At 75.2% G+C, this 19,950-nt stretch carries 17 protein-coding genes; 12 read left to right on the plus strand and 5 right to left on the minus strand.

Annotation, left to right across the window (positions count from 1 at the left end; genetic code table 11):
• Positions 1 to 30: 30 nt before the first annotated feature.
• On the minus strand, positions 31 to 2,319 hold the full coding sequence (locus tag ACZ402_RS14945; protein ID WP_375824452.1) for a HelD family protein: 2,289 nt from the start codon (positions 2,317 to 2,319) through the stop codon (positions 31 to 33).
• A gap of 181 nt (positions 2,320 to 2,500) precedes the next feature.
• Between ACZ402_RS14945 and ACZ402_RS14950 the strand changes: the two genes are divergently transcribed.
• The 5 genes from ACZ402_RS14950 (at position 2,501) to ACZ402_RS14970 (ending at position 7,534) form a co-directional block, all read left to right on the plus strand.
• Positions 2,501 to 3,832, plus strand: coding sequence for a PP2C family protein-serine/threonine phosphatase (locus ACZ402_RS14950; RefSeq protein WP_375824453.1), 1,332 nt, complete (start codon positions 2,501 to 2,503; stop codon positions 3,830 to 3,832).
• Positions 3,829 to 5,511 (plus strand): sensor histidine kinase, encoded by a 1,683-nt coding sequence (locus ACZ402_RS14955; RefSeq protein WP_375824454.1) that lies wholly within the window; start codon positions 3,829 to 3,831, stop codon positions 5,509 to 5,511. The genes ACZ402_RS14950 and ACZ402_RS14955 overlap by 4 nt, the downstream gene beginning before the upstream one ends.
• Entirely contained in the window at positions 5,508 to 5,948 is a 441-nt protein-coding gene (locus tag ACZ402_RS14960) for a response regulator (RefSeq protein WP_087471801.1), read from the plus strand. Before ACZ402_RS14955 ends, ACZ402_RS14960 begins: the two co-directional genes overlap by 4 nt.
• Before the next feature lie 134 nt (positions 5,949 to 6,082).
• Positions 6,083 to 7,009: a proteasome assembly chaperone family protein gene (locus ACZ402_RS14965; protein WP_375824455.1), complete on the plus strand. Its 927-nt coding sequence runs from the start codon at positions 6,083 to 6,085 to the stop codon at positions 7,007 to 7,009.
• Between the two features lie 321 nt (positions 7,010 to 7,330).
• Entirely contained in the window at positions 7,331 to 7,534 is a 204-nt protein-coding gene (locus tag ACZ402_RS14970) for a cold-shock protein (protein ID WP_034655075.1), read from the plus strand.
• A gap of 76 nt (positions 7,535 to 7,610) precedes the next feature.
• On the opposite strand, the gene ACZ402_RS14975 is transcribed toward ACZ402_RS14970, so the two are convergent.
• Positions 7,611 to 8,453, minus strand: coding sequence for a spermidine synthase (locus ACZ402_RS14975; RefSeq protein WP_375824457.1), 843 nt, complete (start codon positions 8,451 to 8,453; stop codon positions 7,611 to 7,613).
• Between the two features lie 196 nt (positions 8,454 to 8,649).
• Between ACZ402_RS14975 and ACZ402_RS14980 the strand changes: the two genes are divergently transcribed.
• From ACZ402_RS14980 to ACZ402_RS14990, 3 genes are read left to right on the plus strand one after another with little or no spacing between them, the layout of a single operon-like run.
• On the plus strand, positions 8,650 to 9,093 hold the full coding sequence (locus ACZ402_RS14980; RefSeq protein WP_375824458.1) for an SAV_6107 family HEPN domain-containing protein: 444 nt from the start codon (positions 8,650 to 8,652) through the stop codon (positions 9,091 to 9,093).
• A gap of 39 nt (positions 9,094 to 9,132) precedes the next feature.
• Entirely contained in the window at positions 9,133 to 10,389 is a 1,257-nt protein-coding gene (locus ACZ402_RS14985; RefSeq protein ID WP_375824459.1) for a DNA polymerase IV, read from the plus strand.
• Positions 10,390 to 10,426: 37 nt separating this feature from the next.
• Positions 10,427 to 10,822: a DUF3040 domain-containing protein gene (locus ACZ402_RS14990; RefSeq protein WP_375824460.1), complete on the plus strand. Its 396-nt coding sequence runs from the start codon at positions 10,427 to 10,429 to the stop codon at positions 10,820 to 10,822.
• Here the strand turns inward: ACZ402_RS14990 and ACZ402_RS14995 are convergent.
• Genes ACZ402_RS14995 through ACZ402_RS15005 form a run of 3 tightly spaced genes read right to left on the minus strand, consistent with a single transcriptional unit; the run spans position 10,770 to position 15,428 of the window.
• Entirely contained in the window at positions 10,770 to 13,070 is a 2,301-nt protein-coding gene (locus ACZ402_RS14995) for a transglutaminase TgpA family protein (RefSeq protein WP_375824461.1), read from the minus strand. The two genes, ACZ402_RS14990 and ACZ402_RS14995, sit on opposite strands and share 53 nt — an antisense overlap.
• Entirely contained in the window at positions 13,067 to 14,407 is a 1,341-nt protein-coding gene (locus tag ACZ402_RS15000; protein WP_375824463.1) for a DUF58 domain-containing protein, read from the minus strand. The genes ACZ402_RS14995 and ACZ402_RS15000 overlap by 4 nt, the downstream gene beginning before the upstream one ends.
• Before the next feature lies 1 nt (position 14,408).
• On the minus strand, positions 14,409 to 15,428 hold the full coding sequence (locus tag ACZ402_RS15005) for an AAA family ATPase (protein WP_375824464.1): 1,020 nt from the start codon (positions 15,426 to 15,428) through the stop codon (positions 14,409 to 14,411).
• A 360-nt stretch (positions 15,429 to 15,788) separates the two neighbouring features.
• On the opposite strand from ACZ402_RS15005, the gene mraZ reads away from it, so the two are divergent.
• From mraZ to ACZ402_RS15025, 4 genes are all read left to right on the plus strand, one after another.
• On the plus strand, positions 15,789 to 16,223 hold the full coding sequence (gene mraZ / locus ACZ402_RS15010; RefSeq protein WP_031316739.1) for a division/cell wall cluster transcriptional repressor MraZ: 435 nt from the start codon (positions 15,789 to 15,791) through the stop codon (positions 16,221 to 16,223).
• A 199-nt stretch (positions 16,224 to 16,422) separates the two neighbouring features.
• Entirely contained in the window at positions 16,423 to 17,457 is a 1,035-nt protein-coding gene (rsmH, locus tag ACZ402_RS15015) for a 16S rRNA (cytosine(1402)-N(4))-methyltransferase RsmH (protein ID WP_375824465.1), read from the plus strand.
• Positions 17,454 to 17,897, plus strand: coding sequence for a cell division protein FtsL (gene ftsL / locus ACZ402_RS15020; protein WP_375824466.1), 444 nt, complete (start codon positions 17,454 to 17,456; stop codon positions 17,895 to 17,897). The genes rsmH and ftsL overlap by 4 nt, the downstream gene beginning before the upstream one ends.
• A complete protein-coding gene (locus tag ACZ402_RS15025) occupies positions 17,894 to 19,900 on the plus strand; it encodes a peptidoglycan D,D-transpeptidase FtsI family protein (protein WP_375824467.1) in 2,007 nt (668 codons plus the stop codon). Before ftsL ends, ACZ402_RS15025 begins: the two co-directional genes overlap by 4 nt.
• The last annotated feature ends 50 nt before the right edge of the window (positions 19,901 to 19,950 follow it).

Consider the following 19,950-nt stretch of genomic DNA (forward strand, 5'->3'; position numbering starts at 1 on the left):
CGGCCGACCTGCGCCGTCCGGGTCGGAGGGTCAGGGTGCGACGCGCGCCCCGTCCTCCGCGACCGTGCTCGTCGGCGCGTCCGTCGTCGAGCCCGCCTCCTCGCCCGGTCCCGTCCCGGTCACGCCGGCCGGGAGCGCGCGGGCGTGCACGACGACGAGGCGCTGGGTCGGGCGGGTCATGGCGACGTAGAGGTCCGAGGCGCCGGACGGGCCGGTCGCGACCTCGGCGGGCTCCACGAGCACGACGGCGTCGAACTCGAGCCCCTTCACCTGCACCGGGTCCAGGACCGTGAGCGGGGCGTCCGGGCCCGCGTCCTCGAGACCGAGGGCGGCGCGCAGGGCGGGCGTCGCGTGCGCCGCGGCGACGACGGCGACCCGCCCCGACTCCGCGGCGACGAACTCCGCGCGCGCCGCGTCGGCCTCGGCGCGGACCTGGGCGGGGAGGCCGGCGGGCGTCGCCTCGACGACGCGCAGCGCGTCCTCCACGTCGCGCGCGGACGTGAGCGGCGAGACCGGCAGCCCCGCGGCGAGGGCCGCCCGGCGGGCGGCGTCGGCCACGGAGGCGGGGGTCCGGTAGTTGACGGTCAGCTCCGCGAGGCGCCACGCGTCACGGAAGACCGGGTCGAGCATGCCCTTCCACGAGCGCGCCCCCGCGAGCGACGACGTCTGCGCGACGTCGCCGACGACGGTGAACGAGCGCGTCGGGCACCGGCGCACGAGCATGCGCCACGCCATGGCCGACAGCTCCTGCGCCTCGTCGACCACGACGTGACCGTAGGTCCACGTGCGGTCCTGCGCGGCGCGCTCCGCGGTGGTCAGGCGCGGGCCGCTCGCGGAGAAGCGCTCGGCGAGCACGTCCGCGCCGACGATCCCGCCGCCGGCCCCGGACGACTCGAGCACCTGCCGCGCGTACTCGAGGTCCTGCGCGCGCTGCGCCGCCCGTGCGGCGGCCTCGGCCCGCTCCGCCTGGTCGTCCTCGCCGAGGAGCTCGGCGGCCTCGTCGAGGAGCGGGACGTCGGCGGGCGTCCACGGCGAGCCCTTCGGCCGTTCCAGCAGGCGCCGGTCGGCGGGCGAGAGCTCGGGTGCCGCCTCCGCGAGCCGGTGCGGCTTGGTCCACAGGTCCTCGACGAGGCGCTCCGGCGTGAGAGGGAGCCACGCGAGGTTGAGCGCGACGCGCACGTCGCGGTGCGAGCGCAGGTCCTCGAGCGCGAGCGCGCGGTCCTCGCCGACGAGCGGCTCGCCGAGCTGGCGCCCGTACTGGTCGACGAGGCGCGAGAGCATCTCGCGGACGAACGTGACGCGCGCGAGGTTGTGCGGCTTGTGGGTGCGCCGCGCCTTCGCGATGGCGTCGCGGACGTCGCGGCGCCGGATCAGCAGGTCGTGGCCGTCGAGGCGCACGGGGACGTCCGCCGCGGGCACGCGCTCGCGCGCCCGCACCGCGCGTCGCACCGCGCGGGCCATGACCGCCCGGCCCTTGACGCGCGCGACGCGGGGGTCCTCCGCGCCGTCGGCCACGACGCCCGGCAGGAGGTCGGCGATCGTCGTGCTGACGACCCCGGTCTCGCCGAGCGACGGCAGCACCTGGTCGATGTAGCGCAGGAACGAGTGGCTCGGGCCGACGAGGAGGACGCCCGAGCGCTCGAGGAGCCGCCGGTGCGCGTAGAGGAGGTAGGCGGCGCGGTGCAGCGCGACGGCGGTCTTGCCCGTGCCCGGCCCGCCCTGCACGACGAGCGCGCCGGCCAGCCCGGACCGGATGATCGCGTCCTGCTCCGCCTGGATCGTCGCGACGATGTCGCCCATGCGCCCGGTACGGCCCGCCGCCATCGCGGCGAGGAGCGCGCCCTCGCCCGAGAGCGTGGTCCCGGTGACGGCCTCGGGCGCGTCCAGGTCCAGGAGCTCGTCCTCGAGGCCCGTCACGTCGCGCCCGCGGGTCACCAGGTGCCGCCGCCGGACGACGCCGTCGGGGTGGGCCGCCGTCGCGCGGTAGAACGACTGCGCCGCGGGCGCGCGCCAGTCGGTGAGGAGGCTCGTGTGCTCGGCGTCGGTCAGGCCGATGCGCCCGACGTAGCGGCGCGTGCCGTCGTCCAGGTCGAGGCGGCCGAACGCGAGCCGGTCCTCGACCGCGTCGAGCTGCGCGACGCGGTCCTCGTACAGCGTCGCGAACGCGTCGCGCTCGCTCCGGTTCTGCGGCGAGCCCGACGGCCCGGACCGGCGGACGGCGTCGAGCCGCGCGCGGGCGGCGGCGCGCAGCTCGTCGAGGCGTGCGTAGAGGGTGTCCACGACCTCCTGCTCGAGCCGGAGTTCGTCGTTGCGTCCCACGCTGTCCCTTCCCTCGGCCGGGCGTCGCGTCCGGGCGCGCGCCCGTGACACGGCCGTCCATTATGGCGCACCGGCGCCGGGACCCGGACCGCGCCTCGGCGCGTCCCGTGCCCGTGACCGGGCCGGACGCGCGGCTGACGCTAGGATCGTGGGCCATGGCGACCAGAGGGGAGCGGGCGTCGTGACCGGGACCGACCGTCAGGTCCCCGCGCGGCCCTCGGCGCGGGGCGACGAGGCCGACGCGCGCGACCAGGTGCTGTCCGAGCGCGCTGTCCTCGCACCGACCGACGAGCTGCGCATCCTCCTCGTCGAGGACGACGACGGCGACGCGATCCTCGTCGAGGAGCTGCTGGCGGACGGCAACCTCACGGTCGACCTCCACCGCGCGACGACGCTCGACGCCGCGCTCGAGATGCTCGTCTCCTGGCACGTCGACTGCGTCCTGCTGGACCTCGGTCTGCCCGACTCGGTCGGGCTGTCGGCGGTCGAGCGGGTGCGGACCGGCACCCACCCGCCCGCCCTGGTGGTCCTCACGGGGCACTCGGGCATCGACCTCGGCGTCCAGGCCGTCGCCGCCGGCGCCGACGACTACCTGGTGAAGGGCGAGGTCGACGGCGACCTCCTGGGCCGGTCGGTGCGCTACGCCGTGCAGCGGCGCATGTCCGTCGAGCAGCAGCGCGCGCTGTACCGCAGCGAGGTCCGGGCGGCCGAGACCGCGCGACTCGAGCGCGCGCTCCTGCCCACGCCGCTCGTCCAGGACGACCGGCTCGACGTCATGGTGGGCTACGTCCCCGGCGGCAACGGCCTCCTGGGCGGCGACTTCTTCGACGCGGTCGAGCGGCCGGACGGGACCGTCCTGTGCATCATCGGCGACGTCGCGGGCCACGGTCCCGACGAGGCCGCGCTCGGCGCGACGCTGCGCACGGCGTGGCGCACCATCGTGCTCTCGGACACCCAGCCGGAGGGCATCCTCCCGCTCCTGGAGCGCGTCCTCGTGCCCGAGCGCGCCCGCCCCGAGGTCTTCGTCACGCTGTGCCAGGTCGTGGTCTCCGCGGACCGCCGCCGCGCGGAGGTGTACCTCGCCGGGCACCTCGCGCCGCTCCTGCTGCGCGACACCGCGACCGAGATCACGCCCACCGCGCGCGGTCGCGCGCTCGGCATCCCCGTGCAGGGCGGGTGGGCGTCGCAGTCCGTCGACCTCGGGGAACGCTGGGCTCTCATGCTCTACACGGACGGGCTCGTCGAGGCGACCGTCGCGGGGCCGGGTGGCGTGGCCGGGCCGCGCACCCGCCCGGAGCGGGTCGGCGTCGACGGGTTGCGCCGCGCGGTCGACAGCGCGCTCGAGCAGGGCGTCGAGGGGGTCGTGGAGCGCGTCTTCCGCCGCGTGCGCGACCTGCACGGCGGCCCGCTGGCCGACGACGCCGCCCTCCTCGTGCTCGGCTGGGGCGGGGACGAGGGCACCCCCGGCGAGCGCACGGCGACTCTCGCCGACTCCGACGAGTGGGCCCGGTGACGCGCCCGGTGGGCGAGACGGCCGTCGCGGGGCGCGCCGGGCGCCGGCGTGCCCCGACCCTGCGCCGCCGCCTCGGGTGGGCGCTCGTCGTCGCGGGCGTGATCCTCCTCGGCGTCCTCGCGACGTCGGCCATCGCGCTCTCGCGCGTGCTCACCATCCAGAGCGAGGTCACCGGGCCGTTCTTCGACGCGGTGACCGAGGCGGACGCCGCGTACGTGGGCCTGCTCGACGCCGAGGTCGCGGTCCGCGCGTACGTCGCGACCGGCGACGACACCGCACTCGAGGCCTACACCCGCGCGGTGGGGACGGACGCCGAGGGCGTCGTCCCGGACCGCACCCTCGTCGACCGCCTCGGGTTCGACGCCGAGCTCGCGGCGCTGGCCGGGCAGTCTGACGCCTCCGTGCGGGCCTGGGTCACCGACTACGCCGAGCCGGCCATCGCGACCACCGAGGACGACGGGCCGGGGCGGGTGCGCGCCGTCGACCAGGCCCACGGCGCCGAGCTGTTCGCGGCCGCGCGGGCCGACACCGCGCGGTACGTCGACGCGCTCCGGGCCGAGCGCGTGGAGCGGCTCGACGCGCTCGAACGGTGGAGCCGGGCGCTCTTCGGGAGCGTCCTCGTCCTGGTCGGCTCGGCGCTCGCGGTCGGGATCATCCTCTGGGTGTGCCTCAAGCGCTGGGTGACCGAGCCGATGGCCGAGCTGGCGCACCGGGTGCGGCTCGTGAGCTCCGGGAGCCTCGACGAGCCGGTCGTGACCTCCGGTCCGGCGGAGATCGCCGACCTCGCGCAGGACGTCGAGCACATGCGCGTCGAGCTCGTGAACCAGGTCGCGGAGATCAAGTCGTCCCACGAGGACGCCGCCCGCTCGCACGAGCTCCTCGCCGAGCAGGCGCGCGAGCTCGAGCGGTCGAACCGCGACCTCGAGCAGTTCGCCTACGTCGCGTCCCACGACCTCCAGGAGCCGCTGCGCAAGGTCGCGAGCTTCACGCAGCTCCTCAAGAAGCGGTACGGCGGCGAGCTCGACGACCGCGCGGACCAGTACATCGACTTCGCGGTCGACGGCGCCAAGCGCATGCAGCGGCTCATCCAGGACCTGCTCGGCTTCTCCCGCGTGGGCCGGACGGGCAACGAGCGCGTCGACGTGGACCTCGAGCGGGAGCTCGAGGGCGTGCTCGAGGACCTGTCCGAGAAGGTCGCGGAGACGGGGGCGAGCATCACGCACGACCCGCTGCCCGTCGTCGTCGGCGAGCGGGCGCTCCTGCACCAGCTCCTGGCCAACCTCGTGGGCAACGCGCTGAAGTTCCGGGACCCGGACCGGCCGCCGGCGGTGCACCTGGGGGTGCTCGCGCGCGACACGCACTGGGAGATCTCCGTCGAGGACAACGGGATCGGGATCGACCCGCAGTACGCGGAGCGCGTGTTCGTCATCTTCCAGCGTCTGCACGCGAAGGACGTGTACGAGGGGACCGGCATCGGCCTCGCGCTGTGCAAGCGCATCGTCGAGTACCACGGCGGCCGGATCTGGATCGAGCCGCGCGAGGGCGGGACGACGATCCGCTTCACGCTCGCCCACGCGTACGTGCACGCGCAGGTCGGCTACGCTCGCTCCGACCCCGACGGCGCGGAGCAGGTCACCCCTGCCCGCGCGCGTCACGACGACGAGGAGAGCCCCGCATGAGCCACGGCAGCAAGCCGATCGACGTCCTCCTGGTCGAGGACGACCCCGGCGACGTGCTCATGACGCGCGAGGCGTTCGAGGACCACAAGGTGACGAACCGCCTCTCGGTGGTCTCCGACGGTGTGAGCGCGCTGCAGTTCCTGCGCAAGGAGGGCGAGCACGCGGGCGCCCCGACGCCGGACCTCATCCTCCTCGACCTCAACCTGCCCCGGATGGACGGGCGCGAGGTCCTCGCCGAGCTCAAGGCGGACGAGGCGCTGCGCAAGATCCCGGTCGTCGTCCTGACGACGTCGGAGGCCGAGGAGGACGTCGTGCGCAGCTACTCGCTGCACGCCAACGCGTACGTCACCAAGCCCGTCGACTTCGACCGCTTCATCGACGTCGTGCGCCAGATCGACGACTTCTTCGTCTCGGTGGTGCGCCTGCCCGGTCGCTGACCTGGGCACGGGCCCGGGACGGGCCACTGCGGGACCGCCGGTCCGGGAAGAACCGCGGGACGAGCCGTGTTGTCCTCGTCAGGCCCGCCGCGCCGTCGGCAGCGCACGGGCGAAGGACGTCACGAGGAGGATGCATGCTGGACCCTCGCGGGATCTACGAGCTCGACGAGCAGGCGGTGGCACGCCTGTGGCCCACGCCGCCCGAGCCGGGCGCCGGGCCCGTGCTGCTGCACGCCGTCGCGGGGTTCGTCGACGCGGGCAGCGCGGGCGCGGTGGCGGTCGACCACCTGCTGGAGATCGGCGAGGTCACCCGGGTGGTGACGTTCGACGTCGACCAGCTCCTCGACTACCGCTCCAAGCGCGCCACGATGACCTTCAGCACCGACCGCTGGTCCGACTACGACGAGCCGCACCTGGTGATCGACCACGTGCGCGACGCCGAGGGGACGGGGTTCCTGCTGCTGCACGGCGCCGAGCCGGACGTGCAGTGGGAGCGCGTGGTCGCGGCGGTGCGCGACGTCGTCGAGCGCCTCGGGGTGTCGCTCACGGTCGGCTTCCACGGCATCCCCATGGGGATCCCGCACACGCGTCCGCTCTCGGTCACGGCGCACGCGACCCGGCCCGAGCTGCTCGGCGAGCACACGTCGTGGTTCGGCACCGTGAAGGTCCCGGCGAGCCTCGCCGCGCTGCTGGAGCTGCGGCTCGGCCGCGCCGAGCACGACGCGCTCGGCGTCACCGTGCACGTGCCGCACTACCTCGCGCAGTCGTCGTACCCGCCCGCGGCGGTGGTCGCGCTCGAGCACGTGCAGCGCGTCACGGGCCTGGACCTCGCGACGAGCGGGCTCGCGGAGGCGGTGCAGGAGGCGAAGACGGAGGTCGAGCGTCAGGTGCGTGACTCCGAGGAGGTCGCCGCCGTCGTGCGCGCGCTCGAGGAGCAGTACGACGCGTTCGCGCGCTCCGTCGGTCGGACGAGCCTGCTCGCCGAGTCCGCGCCGATCCCGACGGCTGACGAGCTCGGGGCGGAGTTCGAGCGCTTCCTCGCCCAGCAGTCGGGCGACTGAGCCGCGGCTCGCCCCGACCCGCCCCGGTCCGCCGACCGGGGCGGAATGTGCCGAAAAATCATCACGAGAGGTGGCGAGTTCCGTGGCGGACCAGACGTGGTCCATGCCACACTGTGACCCGTTGCAGTGACGTACTTGCGCACGACCCGGTGCAGGGCCGGTACGTGGGTCCGCCCGGCGGGGTGGTCCGGCGTCGGGCCCGCCGGCCGCACACGGCCGGGCGCCGGCGAAGGACGTGGGACATGGCATTGCGGCGTACGGGGGTGGACGAAGGGTCCGCTCGCTGATGTCCCCGGACGGACAGAAGGTCAGAGGAAGAGCATGGCGCAGGGTTCTGTGAAGTGGTTCAACGCCGAGAAGGGCTACGGCTTCATCGCGCAGGACGGCGGCGGTGCCGACGTCTTCGTGCACTACTCGGCGATCGAGTCGAACGGGTACCGCACGCTCGACGAGGCGCAGCGGGTCGAGTTCGAGATCACCCAGGGGCCGAAGGGCCCGCAGGCGGAGAAGGTTCGTCCGCTCTGACGTCCACGACGTCTCGCGGCCGGGCCACCCGGTCGTCGCAGGAGCCGCGTCCCTCGGGCGCGGCTCCTGTCGCGTCTCACGACCCGTCCGCGGCGGTGCCGTCGGCCGACGTCCCCGCGGGGTCGTCGAGCACCGGCGCGGTGCCGACGAACGCGCGGAGCTCGTCGCCCGTGACGACGCGTGCCGGGACGGCGAGCGAGCGGACCGCACGCGCCAGCGTCGTGCTCGACAGGGTCGGCGCACCGGACCCGGCACGGACCGCGGCCAGGACGACGTTGCCGTAGCGCCGGCCCTTGAGCTGCGCGGGCTCGGCGATCGCCGCGACCCGGTCCTCCGCGCAGGCGTTCTCCCCGAACGCGGCTGCGAGCGTCGCGGTCTCGCGGCGTGCCGTCGTGAGCGGCGGTCGGTCGGCGCAGTTGACCAGGTACACCCCGCCGGGGCGCAGGACGCGGTGCACCTCGTCCGCCATGCCGCGCGTCGCGAGGTGGTCGGGCGTGCGGTCGCCGTCGAACACGTCGCGCACGACGACGTCGTACGAGGCGTCGGGAAGGCTCGCCAGCGCGTGCCGTGCGTCGTCGGGACGCAGCCGGAGCCGGGGGGAGCGCGGCAGGTCGAACCAGGTGCGGACCAGCTCGAGCAGGCGGGCGTCGAGGTCGACCCCGAGCTGGGACGAGCCCGGCCGGGTGTGCTCCACCCAGCGCGGCAGGCTGCACCCGGCCGCGCCGAGGTGCAGCGCGCGCAGCGGGCCCGGGGCGAGCTCGTCCACGACGGCCGCCATCTGCTGCATGTACTCGAACGCGAGCATCCCGGGGTCGTCGAGGTCGAGGTAGGAGCTGGGGACGCCGTTGACGTAGAGCGTGACCGCCGACGGGTGGTCGGGGTCGCGCTCGACGTGCGCGGTCCCCGTCGACGTGGGCACGGGCCCGGTCGGGAGGTCGGGGGCCGCGGCCGTGCCACGGCTCCCGGCACCCCGGCGCCGGGACGGTGTGGGTGGCGCGGAGGACCCTGGGGAGCGTCGGGAGGTGCGGCGAGCCATGTGCTCACCGTACGGGCTGGCAGCCACCCGACGTTGACAGGATCGAACAGGTGTTCGATAGTGGAGGAGGAGGTGCGCGATGTCGAACGAAGCAGGCGCGAGGGGGGCGGTCGCCGTCCCCGCCGAGGTCCGTCGGCTGCTGGACCGCGCGGACGCGGAGCTCGTCGCGGCGGCGCTCGCGCAGGACGCGGGCGAGCGCTTCGTGCACGCGCACCTCGGTGCGCTGCGCGCCGCCGCGGCGGTCGTCGCGTTGCGCGCCCGCCCCGTGCGCCGCGGCCGGGCCCGGTCGGTGTGGGACCAGCTCGCGGACGCCGAGCCGTCGCTCGCCGCCTGGTCCGGCTACTTCGCGAGCGGGGCGCGCGTCCGCGCCGCCGTCGACGCGGGTCGGTTCGACGCCGTGGACCCGCGCCGCGCCGACGAGCTCGTGGCGTGCGCCGAGGACTTCCGCGACGAGGTCGCGATGCTCGTCGACCCGGCGGCCGGGTTCGTCCGGATGCCCGGCCTGCGGACGGTGGCGTCGTGACCTCGGCGCGGCGCTCGCCGAGCGCCCGGTGAGGCGGCGGTGAGCCGCGGGCCGCGCGCGGTCGTCCGCCGCGACTGGGGCGACGACGAGGAGGGGTGCTCGATCCTCCACGTCGACATGGACGCGTTCTTCGCGTCCGTCGAGCTCGCCCGGCGCCCCCAGCTCGTGGGGCGTCCGGTGATCGTGGGCGGCGCGGAGCGGGGGGTCGTCCTCGCGGCGACGTACGAGGCGCGGGCGTTCGGCGTCCACTCGGCGATGCCGATGGTGACGGCGCGCCGCCTGTGCCCCCAGGCGATCGTCGTGCCCCCGGACCACACGCGGTACCACGAGGTCTCCCGGTCCGTCATGGCGGCGATCGGCGAGATCACGGCGCTCGTGGAGCAGGTGAGCGTCGACGAGGCGTTCCTGGACGTGAGCGGGGCCAGGCGACGGCTCGGGCCCCCGACGCGGATCGCGGCCGAGCTGCGGCGGCGCGTGCGGGCCGAGCACGGCATCACCTGCTCGGTCGGCATCGCGACGAACAAGTTCGTCGCCAAGCTGGCCTCGACGCACGCCAAGCCGGACGGCGTGCTCCTCGTGCCGGCCGCGGCCACGGTCCCGTTCCTGCGGACTCTGCCCGTCGGCGCCCTGTGGGGCGTGGGGGAGCGGACCGAGAGCGCGCTGGCGCAGTGGGGCATCCGCACCGTCGCCGAGCTCGCCGACACGGACGTGGCCTCCCTCCAGGCGGCGGTCGGCAAGGTCGCGGGGGCGCACCTGCACGACCTCGCGTGGGGGCGCGACCCCCGGCCGGTCGAGCCGGAGCGGTCCGAGCGGAGCATCGGCGCCGAGACGACGTTCACCCACGACCTGCGCGACCTCACGGCGGTCCAGGCGCGCGTGCTGGAGCTCGCGGACCGGTGCGCGGGCCGCCTGCGCCACCAGGGTCTCGTCGCCCGCACCGTGAGCGTGAAGGTCCGGACGAGCGACTTCCGCACCGTCACCCGCGCACGGACCCTCGGAGCCCCGACGGACGTCGCGCGCGAGATCTACCTCGTGGCGCGCGAGCTCGTCGCGAGCGTCGACCTCCGGGGCCTGGCCGTGCGGCTCGTGGGAGTCCGCGCCGAGGGGCTCGAACCTCGCGCGGAGGCCGTCGTGCAGCCCACGCTCGAGGAGGCCGTCGAGGAGACGAGCGCGGCGCGACGCCGGGTGGAGGAGGCCGTCGACGCGGTCCGAGGGCGGTTCGGGGTGAGATCCATCGCCATGGGGCCCGCCAGGACCCGCTCGACTACCAACCCCGCGGATGTCGATCTATCCTGAGGGTGACACACGACCACCGTGGAGAAACGGGGTGCTCATGCCTCTGTCTGAGTACGAGCAGCGGGTCTTGGAGCAGATGGAGCGCGCGCTCACCTCGGACGACCCGCGGTTGGCGAACACGCTCCAGGCGCCACGACGACGTTCGGCGCTGCGCTATGTCCTGGCCGGGGTCGGCGTCGTCGGCGGCCTCCTCCTCCTCGTGCTGGGGGCCGCGCTCTCGCAGACCTGGCTCGGGGTGATCGGCTTCGTCCTCATGTTCGGCGGCGTCGTCCTCGTCTTCCAGTCCCCGCGCTCGTCGCGCAAGGGACCGGTCGGGACCGTCGAGGCGGACGGCACCGTCCGCCCGGCCGCGCCGAGCAAGCCGTCGCGCAAGCCGTTCCTCAGCCGACTGGAAGAGCGCTGGGACCGTCGGCGCGAGCAGGACGGTCGCTGAGCGATCCCTCGACCGCGTCGACCGCCGTGTCGACGAGCTCCTGGAGCCGCTCCGGGCGGGTGACCGTCCGCGGCTCCGGGGCGTAGCGCTCGGCCTCCAGAGCCGACGCGAGCCCGGCCACGGCCTCGGCGACGTCCTCGTCACGCGGGTGCTGACCGCGGCGCGCCTGCAGGGCTGCGACGACGGCGGCGGGGACGCGCCGGGGCGTCGTGGACGTCGGCCACCGCACGTCGAGCGCCCCGAGCCTGTCGGTGAACTCGGCCCACGCGTCCTCGGCGTCCCGCATGCTCTGCGTCTCGGCCCGACGCCGCAGCACCAGCCATAGTGCCCCGCCCATGGCGACCGCGACGAGGAGCGCCACCCCCACGACGAGCGGCCACGGTGCCCCCTCGTCCGCACCGCCGCCGGTCGTCCCGCCGGTGCCCGGCGTCGTGGGGACCGGGCTCGCAGGGGCGGACGGTGCCGCGGTCGTCGCACCAGGGTTCGGCACGTTGCCCGGGTCCTGCAGGCCCCCGGGAGTGACGGCCACGGGCGTCGCCCAGCGCGGCGTCGGACCCGTCTGCTGGGCCGGGGTCGGTTCGAACCGTACCCAGCCCTGGCCCGGGAACCAGAGCTCCGGCCAGGCGTGGGAGTCGCGGCCGGTGACCTGGAAGCTCGAGTCGTCCACGCGCTCGCCGGGCAGGAACCCGACGCCGAGTCGCGCGGGGATCCCGAGGGTCCGCGCCATCATCGTCATCGACGTCGCGAACTGGACGCAGTAGCCCGTGCGGTCCTGGAGGAAGTCCCAGACCGCGTCGCCGGAGTCGCCCGGCGGGACCTCGGTCGAGTACGTGAACTGCGAGACGTCGCGGAAGTAGGTCTGCAGCGCGAGCGCCTGGTCGTAGCGCGTCGGCGCCCCCTCGACCACCGCGGCCGCCAGGTCACGGATGTCCTGCTCGTGCTCGGTCGCCGGGACGTCGAGATAGTTGGGGTCGTCCGGGTCGGCTCCGGTCGCCTCCCGCAGCGACGGCCCGTCGAGCGGCCGGGGGAAGACCGTGAGGTCGTACGCGGTCCCCGCGCTCGTGGGCTGCTCGCCGAGCACCTCGTCGCGGACGTCGTCGTACGACCAGTCGCCGTCGATGCCCACGGCGCGGGGCTCGGTCGGCACGGGGAGCCGGGTGTCCCGCAACGACTCGAGCGTGACGCGCACGGAGGTCGGCTCCTCGACCCCGGCAGGGTCGCTCGGCCACAGCACCTGCTCCGCGCCCTCGATCGGGGTGCCGTCGCGGTCCGCGCCGCGCCGCCAGTTGGTGCCGTCGAACCCCGTGAGGGTGAACACGCGGAGCGGGCCGACCTCGTCGCCGTCGGTGCGGTAGCGCAGGACGACCTCCCCGGAGCGCTCGGCGAGGTCGCGCCGCATGTCGAGGTCGTCCGAGAGGCGCACCGTCTGCCCGGTCGACGAGAAGAGCCGGGACCACGACGCCGACGCGACCTCGGGGAGCGAGGCGCTCGCCGACCCGAGCCCCAGGGCGACGACCGCGACGGCGACCGCCACGACGAGCGCCCCGGCGGCCCGCAGGCCGCCGGCCGCACGGTCCTCCGCCCGTCGTGTGGTCGCGCCGCGCCGCACGGTGCGGTGCGGGTTGTCGACCGCGAGGAGGAGGACCAGCGCGGTCACGGTCACGACGAACGCCAGAGGCGGGATCTCGCCCATGATGACGAGCCCGGGGATCCACAGCGCGAGGAGCGGCAGCGCGACCCCGGCTCCCAGCCGGAGCCCGCCGGCCATGAGGTCGGCGACGAGGAACACGACGACCGCACCCCCGACCGCCATGAGGGCGATCGGGAGGCTCGGGTCGATCGGGGCGACCTCCGCGAGCGTGAGGTCCCGCGCGGTGGAGAGCCGGGACAGGACCCGGTCGACGTTGGAGAGGCCGATGAGGAGGGAGAACCGGTCGGTCGGGCCCCCGTAGAGCCCGAGCAGGGCCCAGAGGCCGACGACGAGCCCCGCGAGCGAGGGGAGCAGCGCGGCCGGCGGGGCGAGGACCTCGCCCCGCGTCGCGTGGCCCCGCTCGAGGGCGTAGCGCGAGATCCCGGTCACGAGCGCCAGGACCGCGACGGTGCGCACGGCCGTGCCGGTCCAGCCGCCCGGTCCGATGACGCTCCCGAGCGCGTAGGTCGACGCGACGACCGCGACGGCGACGAGCCCGCTCGTCGCGAGCACGCGGAGGCCGACGGGGGTCGAGGGGGCCGGTCGGGACGTGGTCATCGTGAGCCCTCCACGAGCAGGGTCCAGGCGTGCTCCAGGGAGACCGACGGGTCGACGAGCGCCGCGTGCCACCCGGTGGACCGCAGGGCGGCCACCGTCTCGAGCGCGTCGGCGTGCTCGGGCGCCCAGGGCCGTGCGCTCACGACGAGCGCGCGGTGCAGGCCGTCACCGGCCATCGCCGCCACGGTGTGCCGGGCGACGGAGCCGAGCGGGCCGAGCACCGCGACGGTGATCTCGCCCGGGCGCCGGTCCCGTCGCAGCGCCTCGGACGTCGCGACGACCGAGCGGTCGGCGTCCGCGACGACGTGGTGCCCGTGCAGGTCGACGGTGGCGTCCAGGAGGTCGGCCGGGCCCTCGCCGGAGCGGTTGACGCGGAAGCCGGTGCCGGACACGACCGGCGCGAGGGACGTCGGGACGAGCCGGACGGGGTGCCCGGCCTGGAGGAGGGACACGCCGATGGACGCCGCGCACTCGACCGCCCACTCGCCGTCGGCGAGCGCGCGCGGGCTCGACGCGGCGAGCTCCGGGTGGGGCAGGAGCCCGCGGTCGAGGAGGACGCTGACGGGCGGCAGGCCCGCGCTCTCGTCCGCGCGGACCATGAGCTGGCCGTGCCGGGCCGCGCTGGCCCAGTGCACGCGCCGCGGGTCGTCGCCGGCGACGTAGTCGCGCAGCACCGAGTCGTCGCTCGACGCGAGCCGGGCGCCCGACGCCGAGCGCTCGTGCTCGCCGAACGCGCGCGACCCGCGGACGGGCAGCTCCACCGTGCGCGGCCACACCGCGACCGCGGTCGGCTCGCCGAGCTCCTGGGTCGCGCTGACCAGGCCGAAGAGGTCGACCCGCGTCGTGAGGAGCGGGCCGAGCGGCCACCGTCCGCGGCGGAGCGGGCGCAGGCGGTAGCGGACCGCGATGTGGTCGCCCACCGTCGCGACCTGCGCGCGCAGGGAGCCCTGGTCGCACAGCTCGTGCGCGGCCTGCTCGCTGATCCGCAGGCGGGCGAGCGTCGTGGCGGTGGACGACGTCGCCCGGGTCGCCGCGACCGTGAGGCGTGCCGTCGTGTACTGCCCGTGCACGGCCGGGTTCGGCTGGACGCGACGCGTCACGTGCAGGGCCCCGCGACCGCGGTCGATGCGTCGGACGGCCATCCAGCACCAGGCGGCACCGACGGCGAGCGCACCGGCGACGCCGAGCCCGACGAGGTCGGGCAGGCCGAGCGTGACGCCCAGGACCACGAGCGCGGCGCCGGCGGCGAGCACCACCGTGCCGCGCCGGGTCAGGCGTGCGCTGGCGAGGCTCCTGCTCCTGCCGCGGAGCCGCGCGAGGAACGACGGGGCGCGCACGTCAGCGTCGCTCGGTCGCGTCCAGGGCGGGGATCGGCGTCTGCGCCACGATCGACGCGACGACGGCCTCGGCGTCCTGGCCCGAGAGCCGGGCCTCGGTCGTGATGACGAGGCGGTGCGCGAGCACCGGGACGGCGAGGTACTGGACGTCGTCGGGGAGCACGTGGTCTCGCCCCGCCATGGCCGCGAGGGACTTCGCCGCGCGCAGGAGCTGGAGCGTCGTGCGGGGCGAGGCCCCGAGCCGCAGGCCGGGGTGCTCGCGCGTCGCGGTGACGAGGGCGAGCACGTACCGCTTGACGGCGGTGGACGCGTAGACGGCGCGCGCCACCTCGGCGAACCGCAGGACGGCGGCACCGGTCGTCACGGGGCTGAGGTGCGCCAGCGGGTTGTCCGACTCCTGCCGGTCGAGCATCCGGAGCTCGGCGTCGACGTCGGGGTAGCCGACGGTCAGCCGGGCCATGAAGCGGTCGCGCTGCGCCTCGGGGAGCGGGTAGGTGCCCTCCATCTCGACGGGGTTCTGCGTCGCGACGACGAGGAACGGGCTCGGCAGCGGGTGGGTGGTCCCGTCGACCGTCGTCTGCCCCTCCTCCATGCACTCGAGGAGCGCCGACTGCGTCTTGGGCGAGGCGCGGTTGATCTCGTCGCCGATCACGATGTTGGAGAAGACCGGTCCGGGACGGAACTCGAACTCGTGGTTCGCCGCGCGGTAGATGTTGACGCCGGTGAGGTCGCTCGGCAGGAGGTCCGGCGTGAACTGGATGCGTCCGACCTTGCAGTCGATCGTGCGGGCCAGCGCCTTGGCGAGCGTCGTCTTGCCGACGCCGGGGACGTCCTCGATGAGGAGGTGACCCTGGGCGAGGAGGACGGCGACGGTGACCGTCACGAGGTCCGGGCGGCCCGTGACGACGGACTCGATGCCGGAGCGGATCCGGCCCGTGGTCTCGACCAGCTCGTCGAGACCGGCGAGGGGGCCGCCCCCGGGCTCGTCGGCGGGCGCGACAGGGGCGATGTCGGGGAGCACGGAGACCTCCGTCGTCGGTGGCGCAGGGCCGCGGACCAGGGAGACCGCGGGTGGGAAGAGCCTAGTGGACCGCCGGCCGTGCGCCGAGCGTCGGCGCGAGGGCCGGACGCGCCGCTGCGGCGCCCGCGCGGCGCGGGGTGTGCCGCCGGGACGCCGACGCGACGCGCCATGGGGAGTGGTCCCCTCCACCGCGCTCCACACCGGCTGACCTGCGGAGATCCTGCGAAGGCGGGTGAAAGCCGGTGGATTCACCGAGAGCGGTGGAGGGAAGTGGAGTACCGTGGAGGAGAAGGGAGCAGGAGAGGAGGTGCCTGGTGCATGTCCGGTTTCGTGGACGACGTGCTCGGCGGTTCCTCCGGCCTGCTCCTGGGCACCTTCACGCCACGGCTGGACGACAAGGGGAGGCTCATCCTCCCCGCGAAGTTCCGGTCGCGGCTCGCACCGGGTCTCGTCATGACGCGGGGGCAGGAGCGTTGTCTGTTCCTGCTGCCGATGGACGAGTTCCGGCGCATGTACGACCAGATCCGGCAGGCGCCGGTGACGAGCAAGCAGGCCCGGGACTACCTGCGCGTCTTCCTCTCGGGGGCGAGCGACGAGATCCCGGACAAGCAGGGACGCGTCTCGATCCCCGCGCCCCTGCGGGCGTACGCGGGGCTCGACCGCGACGTCGCCGTGATCGGCGCCGGCACGCGGGTCGAGATCTGGGACGCGCAGGCGTGGGAGACGTATCTCGCGGAGCAGGAGTCGGCGTACTCCGACACCGCCGAGGAGGTGTTCCCGGACCTGCGCTTCTAGGGTCACGCCCCACGGCTCCCGCACGGTGAGGCCTCCTCCCGCCCGGTCTGGCGCACTTCCCCGGCGCCAGAAAGGACGCGGAGGGAGACCTGACCGTACGGGACCGGCCCGGCGAGCGGCACCGCCGGGCGGCGCGGCCACCACCGACCGGCACGGACCACCAGCGACCAGCACCGACCAGCACGGAGAGGAGACGGACATGACGAGCACCCCCGACGACGCCGCCGAGCGGCACGTCCCGGTCCTCCTCCAGCGGTGCGTCGACCTGCTCGCCCCCGCGCTGGCGGAGCCCGGCGCCGTCCTCGTGGACTGCACGCTCGGCATGGGCGGGCACACCGAGGCGGTCCTCGAGCAGGTCCCGACGGCGCGCGTCGTCGGCATCGACCGCGACCCCGAGGCCATCGCCCGCGCGTCGCGGCGCCTGGAGCGCTTCGGCGACCGGTTCCGCGCGGTGCACGCCGTCTACGACGAGATCGGCGACGTCGTGGCCGACGTCGTCGGCGGGCCGGTGCAGGGCGTGCTCATGGACCTCGGGGTGTCGTCGCTGCAGATCGACGAGGCGGACCGCGGGTTCTCCTACGCGCACGACGCGCCGCTCGACATGCGCATGGACCCGACGACCGGCCAGACCGCCGCCGACGTCCTCAACACCTACGACGAGCGCGCGCTCACCCGGATCCTGCGCGACTACGGCGAGGAGCGGTTCGCGCAGCGCGTCGCCCGGGCGATCGTCCGACGCCGCGAGCAGCGCCCGTGGGAGCGCAGCGCCGAGCTCGTCGAGGTCGTCCGCGGGGCGATCCCCGCGGCGACGCGCACGACGGGCGGGAACCCGGCCAAGCGCACCTTCCAGGCGCTGCGGATCGAGGTGAACGGCGAGCTCGAGGTCCTCGAGCGCGCGGTCCCCGCCGCGGTGGACGTGCTCGCCGTCGGGGGGCGCGTCGTCGTCGAGTCGTACCACTCGCTCGAGGACCGGATCGTCAAGCGCGTGCTGGCTGCGGGGGCGACCGTCAGCGCCCCGCCCGGGCTGCCGGTGGTGCCGGAGGACGACCAGCCCTACCTGCGGCTCCTCACCCGGGGCGCCGAGGAGGCCTCCGAGCAGGAGCGGGAGTCCAACCCGCGCTCCGCGTCCGTCCGGCTCCGCGCCGCCGAGCGCACCCGACCCACGCCGCAGCACCGGCGCCCGACGCACCACCAGACCGACCGACCGCACGACCCGGGGGAGAGGACACGATGAGCGCACAGAGGTCGACCGCCGCCCGCCCGCTCCCGCGCACGGCGCGCCCGGCACCGCGCCCGTCGCTCACGGCGCTGCCGGGCGGCGCGTCCGAGCGCGCGCTCCGCTCGCGCCTCGAGCTCGTCCGCGCGCCGCTGCAGGCGCGGTCCAAGATCCCGTTCCTCGTCGTCTGCATGTCGATCCTCGGTGCCGCGCTCCTGTGTGCTCTCCTGGTGAACACGACGATGGCGCGCAACTCCTACGAGATGTCGGAGCTGCGCCGGGAGGTGAGCCGCGTGGCCCAGGACACGCAGAGCCTGCAGGCGCAGGTCGATGCCCGGAAGACCTCGCTGCCGGACACCGCGGCGTCCCTCGGCATGGTTCCCGCCGAGGACCCCGCGATGCTCCGGCTGTCCGACGGCACGGTCGTCGGCGGCGCGCTGGAGGAGGCCGGGCAGTGACGGGCGACGCCGGAGCAGGACGCGACCGCCGGTCGCACCCCGCGGCGAGCACGCAGCGGTCCCGCCCCGCCCCCACGGCCTCCCGGCCCTCGCCGGGAGGCCGCGCTGGTTCCGGCGGGGGTCGGAAGACCGCGGGCACGAGCACCCGCACCGCGGCGTCCGCCCGTGCGTCGAGGACCACCGTCTCGCGGGCGCCGCGGGGCGCGGGGCGCCCGCCCGCCCGCCCCGCGCGGGGGAGCCGCGAGCCGGGGCGCCCCGAGCGGCGCCAGCGCTGGCTCATCGTCGTCGCGGGCGTCATCACGGCGGTCTTCGTGGGCCAGCTCGTGAACGTGCAGGTGCTCCGCGGGCCGGCGCTCGCGGCGGACGCGCGCGCCGACCGCACGCGCAGCTCGACGCTGCTGGCCCACCGTGGCGACATCACCGACGCCGACGGCGTGGTGCTCGCGACGTCCGTGGACCGGTACACGGTCGCGGCGGACCCGAAGACGATCGCCGACTTCACGCCCCGCACCGCGGACCTCGTCGACGGCGAGCCGCTCGAGGAGGGCGGTGCCGTGGGCGTGGCCAAGCTGCTCGCCCCGATCCTCGGGAGGTCCTCCCCGGAGCTCGCCGCGCAGCTCAACGGGACGTCGCGGTACGTCGTCCTGGCCAAGGACGTCACGCCCGAGGTGCAGCGCCAGATCGCCGACCTGCGGCTCTCCGCCTACGTGCGCACCACCATGACGAGCGAGCGGACGTACCCGGCGGGCACCGTCGCGGGCAACCTCGTGGGCTTCGTCAACGAGGAGCAGGCGGGCGGCGGTGGCGTCGAGGCGTCCTACGACGACGTCCTCGCCGGCGTCTCCGGGTCGCGCGAGTGCGAGGCCGGGCTCGGCGGCCAGGTCATCCCGACCGGCCGGTGCGACGTCGTGGACGCGGTGCCCGGGCGGAACGTGCAGCTCACCGTCGCGCGCGACGTGCAGTGGAAGGCGCAGGACTCCGTGGACCGCGCCGTGAGCGAGACCGGCGCGGAGTACGCGATCGCCGTCGTGCAGGACCTCCGCACGGGCGAGATCCTCGCGCTCGCGGACTCCGGCACCGTGAACCCGAACGACCGCACGACGGACGCCGTGGCGCGGCCGAGCCGTGCGGTGTCGAACGTGTTCGACCCCGGGTCGACGGGCAAGGTCGTCACGATGGCCGCCGCGATCGAGGGCGGGTACGCCGACGCCGCGACGCAGTTCGAGGTGCCGTACCTCTACACGACGCCCAACGGCGAGACCTTCCAGGACTCGCACGAACACCCGGTGGAGCGGCTCACGCTCGCCGGCGTGCTCGCGGAGTCGTCGAACACGGGGACCGTCCAGGTCGGGGAGCGGATCCCGAAGCAGGTGCGCTACGACTACCTGCGCAAGTTCGGGTTCGGCGAACTGTCGGGCGTCGGCCTGCCGGGGGAGTCTGCCGGGATCCTCCACCCTGCCGACGCGTGGGACGGACGCACCGAGTACGCCGTGCTCTTCGGCCAGAGCGTGTCGGTGAACGCGATCCAGGCCACGAGCGTCTTCTCCACGATCGCGAACGGGGGCGTCCGCACGACGCCGAGCGTCGTCGCCGGCACGACCGACGAGCGCGGCGCGTTCGTCCCGGCCGAGCGCCCGGCCCCGGTGCGCGTGGTCTCGCAGGAGACGGCGGACACGGTGCTGCACATGATGGAGTCGGTCGTCGAGGAGGGCACGGGCTCCAGCGCCGCGGTGCCCGGCTACCGGGTCGCCGGGAAGACGGGCACGGCGCAGATGGCGGGCTCCGACGGGAGGCTCTCCTCGATCATGGCCTCTTTCATCGGCGTGGCGCCGGCGGACGACCCGCGCTACACCGTGTCGGTGTTCCTCAAGGACCCCCACTCGTCGATCTTCGGCGGCGTCGTCGCGGCGCCCGTGTTCAGCGAGATCATGGGTTTCACGCTCGAGCACGAGGGCGTGCAGCCGAGCACGGAGCCGTACGTGCCGCTCCCGACGACGTGGTGAACCTCACCCCGTCGGTCGGCCTCGCGCAGCGAGCCCGTCGCCCCGCCCGT

The sequence above is a fragment of the Cellulosimicrobium sp. NPDC030954 genome (assembly GCF_055571305.1).